This is a genomic window from Streptomyces albofaciens JCM 4342, from assembly GCF_008634025.1.
In the GTDB taxonomy this organism is placed as follows: domain Bacteria; phylum Actinomycetota; class Actinomycetes; order Streptomycetales; family Streptomycetaceae; genus Streptomyces; species Streptomyces albofaciens.
The window spans coordinates 2,520,222-2,533,175 of record NZ_PDCM01000001.1 but is presented as its reverse complement, the minus strand read 5'-3'; the positions used below and the strand labels follow the sequence as shown (position 1 = coordinate 2,533,175).

Annotated in this window: 9 protein-coding genes; 2 read left to right on the top strand and 7 right to left on the bottom strand. The window is 71.8% G+C overall.

The annotated features are described in order from the left end of the window. Window positions 1-93 precede the first annotated feature (93 nt). Window positions 94-1,197 (bottom strand): hypothetical protein, encoded by a 1,104-nt coding sequence (locus CP973_RS11445; RefSeq protein ID WP_150239873.1) that lies wholly within the window; start codon window positions 1,195-1,197, stop codon window positions 94-96. Between the two features lie 183 nt (window positions 1,198-1,380). Further along, complete coding sequence (locus CP973_RS11440) at window positions 1,381-1,701, bottom strand: hypothetical protein (RefSeq protein ID WP_244409386.1); 321 nt, start codon at window positions 1,699-1,701, stop codon at window positions 1,381-1,383. A gap of 146 nt (window positions 1,702-1,847) precedes the next feature. On the opposite strand from CP973_RS11440, the gene CP973_RS11435 reads away from it, so the two are divergent. Then, window positions 1,848-2,318, top strand: coding sequence for a PPOX class F420-dependent oxidoreductase (locus tag CP973_RS11435; RefSeq protein WP_150239871.1), 471 nt, complete (start codon window positions 1,848-1,850; stop codon window positions 2,316-2,318). An 88-nt stretch (window positions 2,319-2,406) separates the two neighbouring features. On the opposite strand, the gene CP973_RS11430 is transcribed toward CP973_RS11435, so the two are convergent. Next, on the bottom strand, window positions 2,407-3,135 hold the full coding sequence (locus CP973_RS11430) for an SDR family NAD(P)-dependent oxidoreductase (protein ID WP_150239869.1): 729 nt from the start codon (window positions 3,133-3,135) through the stop codon (window positions 2,407-2,409). 69 nt (window positions 3,136-3,204) lie between these two features. Between CP973_RS11430 and CP973_RS11425 the strand changes: the two genes are divergently transcribed. Beyond that, window positions 3,205-3,744 carry a MarR family winged helix-turn-helix transcriptional regulator gene (locus CP973_RS11425; protein ID WP_150239867.1) on the top strand — a complete coding sequence of 180 codons (540 nt, stop codon included), beginning with the start codon at window positions 3,205-3,207 and terminating at the stop codon, window positions 3,742-3,744. Between the two features lie 125 nt (window positions 3,745-3,869). Here the strand turns inward: CP973_RS11425 and CP973_RS11420 are convergent, their stop codons facing one another. From CP973_RS11420 to lgt, 4 genes are all read right to left on the bottom strand, one after another. After that, window positions 3,870-5,330, bottom strand: a complete 1,461-nt coding sequence (locus CP973_RS11420; RefSeq protein WP_150239865.1) for a glutamate synthase subunit beta — start codon at window positions 5,328-5,330, stop codon at window positions 3,870-3,872. Next, a complete protein-coding gene (gene gltB, locus CP973_RS11415) occupies window positions 5,323-9,951 on the bottom strand; it encodes a glutamate synthase large subunit (protein WP_150239863.1) in 4,629 nt (1,542 codons plus the stop codon). The genes CP973_RS11420 and gltB overlap by 8 nt, the downstream gene beginning before the upstream one ends. 311 nt (window positions 9,952-10,262) lie before the next feature. Then, window positions 10,263-10,994, bottom strand: a complete 732-nt coding sequence (locus tag CP973_RS11410) for a VIT1/CCC1 transporter family protein (protein WP_150243449.1) — start codon at window positions 10,992-10,994, stop codon at window positions 10,263-10,265. A 733-nt stretch (window positions 10,995-11,727) separates the two neighbouring features. Beyond that, window positions 11,728-12,762, bottom strand: a complete 1,035-nt coding sequence (gene lgt, locus CP973_RS11405) for a prolipoprotein diacylglyceryl transferase (RefSeq protein WP_150239861.1) — start codon at window positions 12,760-12,762, stop codon at window positions 11,728-11,730. Between the last annotated feature and the right edge of the window lie 192 nt (window positions 12,763-12,954).

Here is a 12,954-nt window from a genome sequence, read left to right as displayed (position 1 = left end):
TCGGGACGCTAACGGGCGGCCCTTCACGGGTCACCCGCTTTGCGCCCGGGGCGAATTGGGCCGACGGCGAACGTCCGCCGACCGCCGCCCCCGTTACCCCTGCCGCCCCCGCTCCTGGAAGGACGGCAGCGCGAACACCCGCTCCTTGGCGGGGTCGTCCATCAACTCCACCAGGGGCAGCACCGCGCCCCACAGGTCGCGCTTCTCCACGTCCAGCACCATCGCGTCCAGCTCCGCGTCCGGCAACTCCCCCGCCGCGTCCGCCACCGCCTTGCGCGACTCCGGCGGCAACACGCTCACCAGGGGCAGGAATTCCGCCCACAGCCCGGTCGCCACCACCGCCCGCACCACCCCGCCGAGCACCTGGGCGTCACGCAGCGACGGCAGCGCGGCCACCGCGCGCCGGTCCTCCTCGGACAGCAGCGCCACCAGCGGCAACAGCGCCTCCCACAGGCCCTGTTCGTGTGCGGTGCGCACCAGCCCGTCCAGCCGTACGGGGTCCTGGCGGGCGGCCAGCGCCGCCATCCGGGCGCGCCGCTCGGGCCCGGCCAGCCCGGCCACGGCCAGCGCCTCGGGCCAGAGCCCGTCACCGGCCGTGGCCACCACCGAGGTCAGCCGCTCCTCCCCCATCAGTTCCAGGATGGCGTCGAGGCGTTCGGGCATGTCGATGAAGAATCCGACGCGCAGCACCACATCGTCGTCGATGAGCTGGAGTATGCGCCGCAGGGCGCCCTCGCGCAGGTGGCCGACGAAACGGCCCATCGTCAGGTGGTCGCCGCGCTCGGCGAGGGCGACGGCGATACGGACCACCAGGTCCTCGTCCAGCCGGTCGACTATCGCGGCGATGCGGCGGGGGTCGAGGTGGCCGCAGGACTCGGCGGTGAAGGCGACCGGCAGCTTCTCGATGATGTCGGCGGCGCGCGCCGGTTCCAGCCGTCCGGCCACGGAGGCGGCGAGTCGCGGCCCGAGGGCCTTCTGCGAGATGGCGGCGGCGACCCCGGCCGGGACGAGCTTGGTGGCGGCGGCGATGCGGTCGAGCATGTCCGGCACGTCGTCGTGGAGCGCGTCGACGGTACGGGCGCGGAGCTGCCGCACGTCCTCGGCGGGCAGCCCGTGCAGGAAGTCCAGCTGTTCCGGCAGGACGTCGAGCAACTGGGCGATCTTCTGCGCCTCGGCGCGGTTGCTGAGCGTGTCCATGGGGGTCACCGTCCGGTCGGCGGGGTCAGCGGGATCGGCAGGGTCGATGGGTCAGTCGACGGACCAGCCGATGGATCAGTCGGTGGATCAGTCGGTGGATCAGTCGGTGGATCAGTCGGTGGATCAGTCGGTGGATCAGTCGGTGGATCGGTCGGCGGATCAGCCCTCAGGTCATTCCTCAGGTCAGCGGAAGAGAATGCGGCGTACGGGGCCGCGAGCGAGGGCGGGCACCAACTGCAAGGCCGCTTCGGCCGCGTCGTTGAGGCCGGCGGCGTGGCTCTCGCGGCGGGCGCGCACCGCGCGCGCCAGGAGGGCGAGTCCTTCGGGCGCGGCGGCGGCGAGGCCGGGCGGCGGCGGTGCGCCGAGCGCTTCGGCCAGTTCGCGCAGGGCAGCGGAGTCCGGACCCGCGCCGGCTTGTGCGTCCGTACCTGTATCGGAACCGGAACCTTTGCCGGCACCCGTTCCCGTTCCCGTTCCCGTGCCTGTGCCTATACCTGTACCCACCGGTCCTCCCGGGGTGCGGCTACGACGGCTGCCCAGCAGCGTCGTGCCACGCTGACTTTTAGTCAATAGCGTGGACGGCACGAACCGCCGCCCCCAGGAATGTCACACCCTCCTTGGAGCGCACTCCACCGCCTAGGCTCGCCCGTATGAGCCCTTCCATCGCCACCAACACCCGCGTGGATCTCGACGGCCTGCTGGACTTCGTCCGCTCCCGGCACCGCGCGGTCCTGCTCACCCGCCGCTCCGACGGCACCCCGCAGGCGTCCCCGCTGACCTGCGGCGTGGACGACTCCGGGCGCCTGGTGATGGCCACGTACCCGGAGCGGGCCAAGGTGCGCAACGCGCGCCGGAGCCCGTCGGTGAGCGTGCTCGTCCTGTCGGACGAGTGGAACGGCCCCTGGGTGCAGGTCGACGGCGAGGCGGAGATCCTGGACGCGCCGGACTCGGTCGAGCCGCTGGTCGAGTACTACCGCAACATCGCGGGCGAGCACCCGGACTGGCACGAATACCGTGCCGCGATGCTCACGCAGGGCAAGTCGCTGATCCGGGTGACGCCGTTGCGGTGGGGGCCGATCGCCAAGGGCGGCTTCCCGGCCCGCCTCGTCGAGGACTCGTAGAGGGCCCGCAGCGGAAGGAGAGAGGAAGGAGAGAGGGAGGGGCGAGGGAGGAGCGCGCGGGAACGGCTCCCCGGCCCGCCCCACTCGGTCAACGGCTCATGTACGCCCCTCCGTTGACGCCGATCACCTGTCCCGTGATGTGCCGCGCCCCCTCGGACGCCAGGAACGCCACCGTCGCCGCGATGTCCTCCGGACGGCCCGCGCGGCCGGTCGCGGTCTGCGCGATCAGCTGGGTGCGCCGCTCGTCGGCGAGGTGGTCCCGGAAGAACTCGGTGTCCTCGATGTAGCCGGGCGAGACGACGTTGGCGGTGATGCCGCGCGGGCCGAGCGTGTTCGCCAGGTCGAGGTTCCAGGTGGTCAGCCCGGCCTTGGCCGCGCCGTACGCGCCCAGGGAGCCGGCGCCCCGGTCCGCGGCGATCGAGCCGATGTGCACCACGGCGCCGCCGGGGGCGAGCCGGGCCTCGACGGCCTTGGTGGTGAGGGCGGCGGTGAGCAGGTTGGCGTCGAGATTGGCGCGGAAGGCGCGGGCGTACGAGGCCAGGTCGTCGCCCGGCGCGTCGTCCAGGTCGGTGTTGCCGCCGGCGTTGTTGACCAGGACGTTGATCGAGGCGGGCAGTTCGGCGAGCAGGCGGTCCAGCGCGGCGGGGTCGGTGTGGTCGCAGACGACCGCGCGGGCGCCGGTCTCCTCGGCGGCCTTCTCCAGGGGCGCGGGGCGGCGGCCGGTGACGGTGACCGCGTCGCCCTGCGCGGCGAAGTGGCGGGCGACGGCCAGGCCGATGCCGGTGGCGCCGCCGGTGACCAGGATGGTGCGTGACATAAGGTAGCTCCCGACGTCATTCATTCAGGTCTAAATTTAGGTCTGAACGTAACACCACCAGGAGGGCCCATGGCAAGTGCGGACACCCCGTACCCCGTCCAGGAGATCGCCGACGCCTGGGAACGCGAGCGCCCCGGGACCCCCGTCTCGGCCATCGGGATCGTCACGCCCGTCTGGCAGCTGGCGAAGCTGCTCGGCGACGACCGGCGCCGGGTGCTGGCCCGCGCCGGGGTGGACACCGCCACCCTCGACCTGCTCAGCGTGTTGCGCCGGGCCGGTGAGCCGTACACCCTCAGCACCCGCGACCTGGCGGCGCGCTCCATGGTGACGGCCGGCGCGATCTCCCAGCGCGTCGCGCGCGCGGAGCGGGAGGGGCTGGTGGTGCGCCGCGCGGGCGAGGGCCGCCCTCGTACGGTATGGGTGGAACTGACCCCGGCGGGTCATGAACTCGTCGAGCGGACCGTGGACCAGGTGCTGCACCGGGAGACGGAACTGGTCTGCTGTCTGACCCCGGACCAGCAGGAGCAGCTCGCCGGGTTGCTGAAGATCCTCCTCCAGGACGTGCAGGCGCGGCTGGGCGACGACCGGATCACGCAGGTGGGCGAGTAGCGCCCGGTCGGGAGAAGGAGTGCGGCCGGGGAAAAGAGTGCGGCGCCTGCGCTCCGGTCGGGGAGGGGGACAGGCGCCGCGGTGTTCCGCACGTCGTTGTGCGGGACATCTGGAGGCCGGGGCCGCTACACGGTCAGTGCGCGGTCCGTCGGCTTGATGGGGGCGGGCAGCGCGCTGGCGCCCGCGAGGTAGCGGTCCACGCCGCGCGCCGCGGAGCGGCCCTCGGCGATGGCCCAGACGATCAGCGACTGGCCGCGGCCCGCGTCACCGGCAACGTACACGCCGGGGACGTTGGTGGCGAAGTCCGCGTCGCGGGCGATGTTGCCGCGTGCGTCCAGCTCCAGGCCGAACTGCTCGACCAGGCCGTTCTCCTGGTCGGTGCCGGTGAAGCCCATGGCCAGGGTGACCAGCTGCGCGGGGATCTTCCGCTCGGTGCCCGGCTTCGGCTCCGGACGGCCGTCCTTGAACTCCACCTCGACCAGGTGCAGCCACTGGACGTTGCCGTCCTCGTCGCCCTCGAAGTGGGTGGTGGAGACGGAGTACAGCCGCTCGCCGCCCTCCTCGTGCGCGGAGGTGACCTTGTAGAGCATCGGGAAGGTCGGCCACGGCTGGTTCGGGTTCCGCTCGTCGCCGGGCCTGCCCATGATCTCCAGCTGGGTGACGGACTTCGCGCCCTGGCGGTGTGCCGTGCCGACGCAGTCCGCGCCGGTGTCGCCGCCGCCGATGACCACGACGTGCTTGCCCTCGGCGGTGATCGGGGAGACCGTCAGGTCGCCCTCCTGCACCTTGTTGGCGAGCGGCAGGTACTCCATCGCGAAGTGGATGCCGTTCAGCTCGCGGCCGGGGACCTTCAGGTCGCGGGAGGTGGTGGCGCCGGCGGCGATCACGACGGCGTCGTAGCGCTTGCGCAGCTTGGCGGCGTCGATGTCCCGGCCGATCTCCACCTCCGTACGGAACTTGGTGCCTTCCGCCCGCATCTGCTCGATGCGGCGGTTGATGTGGCGCTTTTCCATCTTGAACTCGGGGATGCCGTAGCGGAGGAGGCCGCCGATACGGTCCGCGCGCTCGTAGACGGCGACGGTGTGGCCCGCCCGGGTCAGCTGCTGGGCGGCGGCCAGGCCCGCCGGACCCGAGCCGATGACGGCGACCGTCTTGCCGGACAGCCGCTCCGGGGGCTGCGGGGTGACGTCCCCGTTGTCCCACGCCTTGTCGATGATGGTGACCTCGACGTTCTTGATGGTCACCGGCGGCTGGTTGATGCCCAGCACACACGCCGACTCGCACGGGGCGGGGCACAGGCGACCGGTGAACTCCGGGAAGTTGTTGGTCGCGTGCAGCCGCTCGCTGGCGGCCGTCCAGTCCTCGCGGTAGGCGTAGTCGTTCCACTCGGGGATGAGGTTGCCCAGCGGACAGCCGTTGTGGCAGAAGGGGATGCCGCAGTCCATGCAGCGCCCGGCCTGCTTGCTGATGATCGGCAGCAGCGAACCGGGGACGTAGACCTCGTTCCAGTCCTTGACGCGCTCGGCGACGGGCCGGGTCTTGGCGACCTCGCGGCCGGTGGTCAGGAAGCCCTTGGGGTCAGCCATTGATCGCCGCCTCCATCATCTTCTCGTGGGTCTCGGACTCGGAGAGCCCGGCTCGCTCGGCGGCGTCCTTGGCGGCGAGCACTGCCTGGTAGGTGGCCGGAATGACCTTGCTGAAGCGGGTCAGCGCGGCGTCCCAGTCGGCGAGCAGCTTCTCGGCGACGGTGGAGCCGGTCTCCTCCTGGTGGCGGCGCACGACGTCGTGCAGCCACGCGCGGTCGGCGGCGTCCAGCTCGGTGGTCACGGCGGCGGTCAGCTCACGGTTGACGTTGGCCGGGTCCAGGTCGATGACGTACGCGATGCCGCCGGACATGCCGGCCGCGAAGTTGCGCCCGGTCTCGCCCAGGACGACGGCGTGGCCGCCGGTCATGTACTCGCAGCCGTGGTCGCCGACGCCCTCGGAGACCACCGTGGCGCCGGAGTTGCGGACGCAGAACCGCTCGCCGACCCGGCCGCGCAGGAACAGCTCGCCGCCGGTGGCGCCGTAGGCGAGGGTGTTGCCCGCGATGGTCGAGTACTCCGCGAGGTGGTCGGCGCCGCGGTCCGGGCGGACCACGATCCGGCCGCCCGACAGGCCCTTGCCGACGTAGTCGTTGGCGTCGCCCTCCAGGCGCAGCGTGATGCCGCGCGGCAGGAACGCGCCGAAGGACTGGCCGGCCGAGCCGGTGAAGGTGATGTCGATGGTGTCGTCGGGCAGGCCCGCGCCGCCGAACTTCTTGGTCACCTCGTGGCCGAGCATGGTGCCGACGGTCCGGTTGATGTTGCGGATCGCCACCTGGGCCCGTACGGGCTGCGCGGCCTCGGCGGTGTCCGCGGACAGCGCGTCGGCGGCCAGCTTGATCAGCTCGTTGTCGAGCGCCTTCTCCAGGCCGTGGTCCTGGGCGGCGATCTGGTGGCGGACGGCGCCCTCGGGCAGCTCGGGCACGTGCAGCAGCGGGGCCAGGTCCAGGCCCTGCGCCTTCCAGTGGTGCACGGCGCGGCTGGTGTCGAGCAGGTCGGCGTGGCCGATCGCCTCGTCCAGCGAGCGGAAGCCCAGCTCGGCCAGCAGCTCGCGGACCTCCTCGGCGATGAACTCGAAGAAGTTGACGACGTACTCGGCCTTGCCGCTGAAGCGCTCGCGCAGCGTCGGGTTCTGGGTGGCGATGCCGACCGGGCAGGTGTCCAGGTGGCACACCCGCATCATGACGCAGCCGGAGACCACCAGCGGCGCGGTCGCGAAGCCGTACTCCTCGGCGCCCAGCAGGGCGGCGATGACCACGTCGCGGCCGGTCTTGAGCTGGCCGTCGGTCTGCACCACGATCCGGTCGCGCAGCCCGTTGAGCAGCAGCGTCTGCTGCGTCTCGGCCAGGCCCAGCTCCCAGGGGCCGCCCGCGTGCTTCAGGGAGGTCAGCGGGGAGGCGCCCGTACCGCCGTCGTGGCCGGAGATGAGGACCACGTCCGCGTGCGCCTTGGAGACGCCCGCGGCGACCGTGCCGACGCCGACCTCGGAGACCAGCTTCACGTGGATGCGGGCCTGCGGGTTGGCGTTCTTCAGGTCGTGGATGAGCTGGGCGAGGTCCTCGATGGAGTAGATGTCGTGGTGCGGCGGCGGGGAGATCAGGCCGACGCCGGGCGTCGAGTGCCGGGTCTTGGCCACCCACGGGTACACCTTGTGGCCGGGCAGCTGGCCGCCCTCGCCGGGCTTGGCGCCCTGCGCCATCTTGATCTGGATGTCATCGGAATTGACCAGGTACTCGCTGGTCACGCCGAACCGGCCGGAGGCCACCTGCTTGATCGCGGAGCGGCGCGCCGGGTCGTACAGGCGCTCCGGGTCCTCGCCGCCCTCACCGGTGTTGGACTTGCCGCCCAACTGGTTCATGGCGATGGCGAGGGTCTCGTGCGCCTCCTTGGAGATGGAGCCGTACGACATGGCGCCGGTGGAGAAGCGCTTGACGATCTCCGAGGCGGGCTCGACCTCCTCCAGCGGCACCGCCGGGCGGTCGGACTTGAACGAGAACAGGCCGCGCAGCGTCATCAGACGCTCGGACTGCTCGTTCACCCGGTCGGTGTACTGCTTGAAGATGTCGTACCGGCGCGAGCGGGTGGAGTGCTGGAGGCGGAAGACCGTGTCCGGGTCGAACAGGTGCGGCTCGCCCTCGCGGCGCCACTGGTACTCGCCGCCGATGTCCAGCGCGCGGTGCGCCGGGGCGATGCCGGTGGCCGGGTACGCCTTGGCGTGCCGGGCGGCGACCTCCTCGGCGATCACGTCGATGCCGGCGCCGCCGATCTTCGTGGTGGTGCCGTGGAAGTAGGCGTCCACGAAGGACTGGTCCAGGCCGACGGCCTCGAAGACCTGGGCGCCCCGGTAGGAGGCCACGGTGGAGATGCCCATCTTGGACATCACCTTCAGGACGCCCTTGCCGAGCGCCTTGATCAGGTTCCTGATCGCGGCCTCGGGGTCGGTGTCCTTCGGCAGGAACGTACCGGCCCGGACCAGGTCCTCGACGGACTCCATGGCCAGGTACGGGTTGACGGCGGCGGCCCCGTACCCGATGAGCAGCGCGACGTGGTGCACCTCGCGCACGTCACCGGCCTCGACGAGCAGGCCGACCTGGGTGCGCTGCTTGGTGCCGATCAGGTGGTGGTGCACCGCGGCGGTCAGCAGCAGGGACGGGATGGGCGCGTGCTCGGCGTCCGAATGGCGGTCGGAGAGCACGATCAGGCGGGCGCCGTCCTCGATGGCGGCGTCGGCCTCGGCGCAGATCCGGGCGATCCGGGCGGCCAGTGCCTCGCCACCGCCGGAGACCCGGTACAGGCCGGAGAGGGTGACCGCCTTCATGCCCGGCATGTCGCCGTCGGCGTTGATGTGGATGAGCTTGGCCAGCTCATCGTTGTCGATCACCGGGAAGGGCAGCGTGACGCTGCGGCAGGAGGCCGCGCTCGGCTCCAGCAGGTTGCCCTGCGGGCCCAGCGAGGAGATCAGCGAGGTGACCAGCTCCTCGCGGATGGCGTCCAGCGGCGGGTTGGTGACCTGCGCGAACAGCTGGGTGAAGTAGTCGAACAGCAGCCGCGGGCGCTCGGAGAGGGCGGCGATCGGCGAGTCCGTGCCCATGGAGCCGATCGGCTCGGCGCCGGCCTTGGCCATCGGCGCCAGGATGACGCGCAGCTCCTCCTCCGTGTAGCCGAAGGTCTGCTGGCGGCGGGTGACCGAGGCGTGGGTGTGCACGATGTGCTCGCGCTCGGGCAGGTCGGCCAGCTCGATCAGGCCCGCGTCCAGCCATTCCTGGTACGGGTGCTCGGCGGCGAGCTGCGCCTTGATCTCGTCGTCCTCGATGATGCGGTGCTCGGCGGTGTCCACCAGGAACATCCGGCCGGGCTGCAGGCGGCCCTTGCGGACGACCTTGGCCGGGTCGATGTCCAGGACGCCGACCTCGGAGGAGAGCACCACCAGGCCGTCGTCGGTGACCCAGTAGCGGCCCGGGCGCAGGCCGTTGCGGTCCAGGACCGCGCCGACCTGGGTGCCGTCGGTGAAGGTGACGCAGGCCGGGCCGTCCCAGGGCTCCATCATCGTGGAGTGGTACTGGTAGAAGGCCCGCCGCGCCGGGTCCATGGAGGTGCTGTTCTCCCACGCCTCCGGGACCATCATCAGCACCGAGTGCGGCAGCGAACGGCCGCCGAGGTGCAGCAGCTCCAGGACCTCGTCGAAGGAGGCCGAGTCGGAGGCGTCCGGGGTGCAGACCGGGAACAGGCGCTCCAGGTTGTCGGTGTTGCCGGTGGCGTCCGCGAAGAGCTTGCTGGCCAGCTGCGACTCGCGGGCCCGCATCCAGTTGCGGTTGCCCTGGACGGTGTTGATCTCACCGTTGTGGGCGACGAAGCGGTACGGGTGGGCCAGCGGCCAGCTCGGGAAGGTGTTGGTGGAGAACCGCGAGTGGACCAGCGCGATGGCCGTCGCGAAGCGGCGGTCGGACAGGTCCGGGAAGAACGGCTCCAGCTGCCCGGTGGTCAGCATGCCCTTGTAGACGATCGTGCGCGCGGACAGCGAGGGGAAGTAGACCCCCGCCTCGCGCTCGGCGCGCTTGCGCAGCACGAACGCCTTGCGGTCCAGCGCCAGGCCGGTGTCCTTGCCCTGCTTGTCGGCGACGAACAGCTGGGAGAACGCGGGCATCGTGGCGCGGGCGCCGTTGCCGAGCAGCTGCGGGGCGACCGGGACGACCCGCCAGCCGAGGACGTCCAGCCTCTCTTCGGACGCGATCGTCTCGATCCGCGAGACGGCGGCCGCGGCGTCCTCGGCCACGGAGGGCAGGAAGGCGATGCCGACGGCGTACGCGCCGGCCTCGGGGAGCGCGAAGGTGACGCTCTCGCGCAGGAAGGCGTCCGGGACCTGGAGGAGGATGCCGGCACCGTCACCGGAGTCGGGCTCGGAGCCGGTCGCGCCGCGGTGTTCCAGGTTGCGCAGGACGGTGAGGGCCTGCTCGACCAGCGCGTGGTCGGCCTCACCGGTCAGGGTCGCCACGAAGCCGACGCCGCAGGCGTCGTGTTCGTTGCGGGGGTCGTACATTCCCTGCGGGGCGGGACGCCCGTCCAAGGGCGACCAGGCGGCGCCGGCGCTGCCGGTGGTCGCGGAGTGCGTGGACGCGGAACGCATCGGCTCTCCCAACGTCGTCGTGGCATGTCATGTGCCGAGGGACGACGTTGGCCCTCCGCGAAATTTCGTGCAGGTTACAGGATGGCTCGCTTCTCGAAAAGCGGATGGAGCCTTCCAGCATGCGGACACCACTGGTGGCGGTGGACCGAGGACGCGGGCGGACGGATCGGCCTCCGCCGGCATCGTGAGCGTCGTTTTCGAGCAGGCGACATTGCCCGCAACGCTTGGGCCTTATGCCCGGCCCTCAGCGAAACGAAACCGCCAAGTAACGCGGTAATTATGCGCACGCCCGCATAGCGCCGCACGCGGCGTCACCCTACGGCCGTACCGAACAATGCGCCCAGGACGTACGTCACACCCGCCGCGGCGCCGCCGAGGGCCAGCTGCCGCAGCCCGCTGAACCACCAGGACCGCGCCGTCACACGGGCCACGACCGCCCCGCAGCCGAACAGCCCCACCAGCGCCAGCAGCACCGCGGGCCACAGCTGGGAGGCGCCCAGCAGGTACGGCAGCACCGGCAGCAGCGCGCCCAGCGCGAACGACCCGAAGGACGAGACGGCGGCGACCATCGGCGACGGCAGGTCGGACGGGTCGATGCCCAGCTCCTCGCGGGCGTGGATCTCCAGCGCCTGCTCGGGGTCCTTGGACAGCTGCTTGGCCACCTCACGGGCCAGCTTCGGCTCCACCCCGCGCGACTCGTACAGCGCCGCGAGTTCCTCCAGCTCGTCCTTGGGGTGCTTGCGCAGCTCGCGCCGCTCCACGTCCAGCTCGGCGAGGACCAGCTCGCGCTGGGAGGCCACCGAGGTGTACTCGCCGGCCGCCATCGAGAAGGCGCCGGCGGCCAGCCCCGCGAGGCCGGTGATGATGATGGTCTGCTGCGAGACCGCGCCGCCGGCGACACCGGTCATCAGAGCCAGGTTCGACACCAGCCCGTCCATCGCACCGAAGACGGCGGGGCGCAGCCAGCCGCCGTTCACGTCGCGGTGGGTGTGGTTGTCGCGGTGGGCTATGTGCGTGGGCGCCGAAGCGTCCATGGCTTCCATGACGGACATGTAGGGACCCGTTCCCTTCTCACGAGGTGTGGGCCGACTCCGGCGCTTCCCCCTCCAACACCTCGACGCTATGCGCCACTTGCCCGTTCGCGCTAGCAAGGAAGGCCGAACTTACCTCGCTGACCTGCGGCTTTGCGGAGCCGATGGCTGCGGGTGAGGGCCGGATCACAGAACGCGGACCGGCGGAATACGGAAAGCCGCAGACAAGACTGCGGGAAACCGCAATGCGGGTGGGGGTGTGGGGGCGGGAAGCTGTAAGCGGCTTCGGGGGCGGGGGTCGGGAGCTGGGAGCAGGACCGGAAGCCGGGGCCGGGGCGGGAACCGGGGTTAGGGCCGGGAACCAGGCCCCCGGGCTGGGGCCCGGAACCGGAAGCTGGGGGCTGGGGCCGGAAGCCGGGACCGAGCCGGGAATCGGGGCCGGGACGAGGGCCCGGGAGCAGGGCCCGGGAGCAGGGCCCGGGAGCGGGGAGCCGGGAGCAGGGCCGGAAGCCGGAAGCCTGGAGCCGGGGCGGGAAGGGGGTGGTGGGGCGGGGGGGGCGGGGCCCCCGGGGGCGGGGGGGAAGAGAGAAGCGCGGTGCCATCCCGCCGCCCCCGTACGGAACGGACCACCGGCCTCCGCCCGCGGCAGCGGCCACCCCGTCAGCCCGCCGGACGCGACGGAGGCCGCCCCGGCCCCGCTGGGTCAGGACGGCCTCCGTCGGGCCTGGGCGGCGTGCCGCCGGGGTCAGGACTCCTTGCCGCTCCGGGTTCCGCCGCCCGGGCTCCCGGATCCGGCGTCCTTCGTGAGCTTCGCGGCGCCGTTGGCCACGCTCTCCTTGCCGCTGCCCGCGGCCTTGGGGGCTCCGGCCTTCTCGGGAGTTCCGGCCTTCTTGGGGCTCTTGTCCCCGGCGCGCCCGGCGGCCTCGGTGTCCTTGTCCGCGCCGTCCGTGACCTCGTCCTGGGCCCCCGGCTCGACGACCTCCTCGCGGCCCGGCACCTTCTTCGCCGAGATGACGATGTAGAGGATGGAGAGCACAAGGCCGATGAGCGCGGTCCACACGTTCAGGCGCAGGCCCAGGATGTGGTGGGCCTCGTCGACCCGCATGTACTCGATCCAGGCGCGGCCGGCGCAGTAGGACGCCACGTACAGCGCGAAGGCCCGTCCGTGTCCGAGCTTGAAGCGCTTGTCGGCCCAGATGACGAGCAGCGCGACGCCGATGCACCACAGCGACTCGTACAGGAACGTGGGGTGGTAGGTGCCGCCGATCCGGCCGACGGACGGGTCGTCGCTGATCTTGAGCGCCCACGGGAGGTCGGTGGCACGGCCGTACAGCTCCTGGTTGAACCAGTTGCCCCAGCGGCCGATCGCCTGCCCCAGGGCGAGGCCCGGCGCCAGTGCGTCCATGTACGCGGGCAGCGGGATGCCGCGGCGGCGGCAGCCGATCCAGGCGCCCACCGCGCCGAGCGCGACGGCGCCCCAGATGCCGAGGCCGCCCTCCCAGACCTTGAAGGCGTTGAGGGGGTTGCCGCCCTTGCCGAAGTACGGCTCATACGTCGTGATGACGTGGTAGAGGCGGCCTCCGACGAGCCCGAAGGGCACGGCCCACACGGCGATGTCCGCGACCGTCCCGGAGCGGCCGCCGCGCTGGATCCAGCGCTTGTTGCCGAGCCAGACGCCGACGAACACGCCGATGATGATGCAGAAGGCGTAGCCGCGCAGGGGGATCGGGCCGAGGTGTACGACACCCGTCGAGGGGCTGGGAATGAATGCGAGGTCCATGGCAGGGATGACGCTACCGCGCCAGGTGGGCGCGGCGACAACCCACCCGGCTACGGCTGTGTAACGACCGTCACTGTCGACGGTCGGTTACGGGGATGGCTATGGGGACGGCCGTGGGAGCGGTCATGGGAGCGGTCATGGGAGCGACCACGGGAGCGGCCACGGGAACAACCACGGGAGCGGCTGCGCCGA

Coding starts and splice junctions, on each gene's coding strand:
- CP973_RS11445 (WP_150239873.1), bottom strand. CDS start 1,197: ATGGACACGCTCAGCAACCGCGCCGAGGCGCAGAAGATCGCCCAGTTG.
- CP973_RS11435 (WP_150239871.1), top strand. CDS start 1,848: ATGAGCCCTTCCATCGCCACCAACACCCGCGTGGATCTCGACGGCCTG.
- CP973_RS11430 (WP_150239869.1), bottom strand. CDS start 3,135: ATGTCACGCACCATCCTGGTCACCGGCGGCGCCACCGGCATCGGCCTG.
- CP973_RS11425 (WP_150239867.1), top strand. CDS start 3,205: ATGGCAAGTGCGGACACCCCGTACCCCGTCCAGGAGATCGCCGACGCC.
- CP973_RS11420 (WP_150239865.1), bottom strand. CDS start 5,330: ATGGCTGACCCCAAGGGCTTCCTGACCACCGGCCGCGAGGTCGCCAAG.
- gltB (WP_150239863.1), bottom strand. CDS start 9,951: ATGCGTTCCGCGTCCACGCACTCCGCGACCACCGGCAGCGCCGGCGCC.
- CP973_RS11410 (WP_150243449.1), bottom strand. CDS start 10,994: ATGGAAGCCATGGACGCTTCGGCGCCCACGCACATAGCCCACCGCGAC.
- lgt (WP_150239861.1), bottom strand. CDS start 12,762: ATGGACCTCGCATTCATTCCCAGCCCCTCGACGGGTGTCGTACACCTC.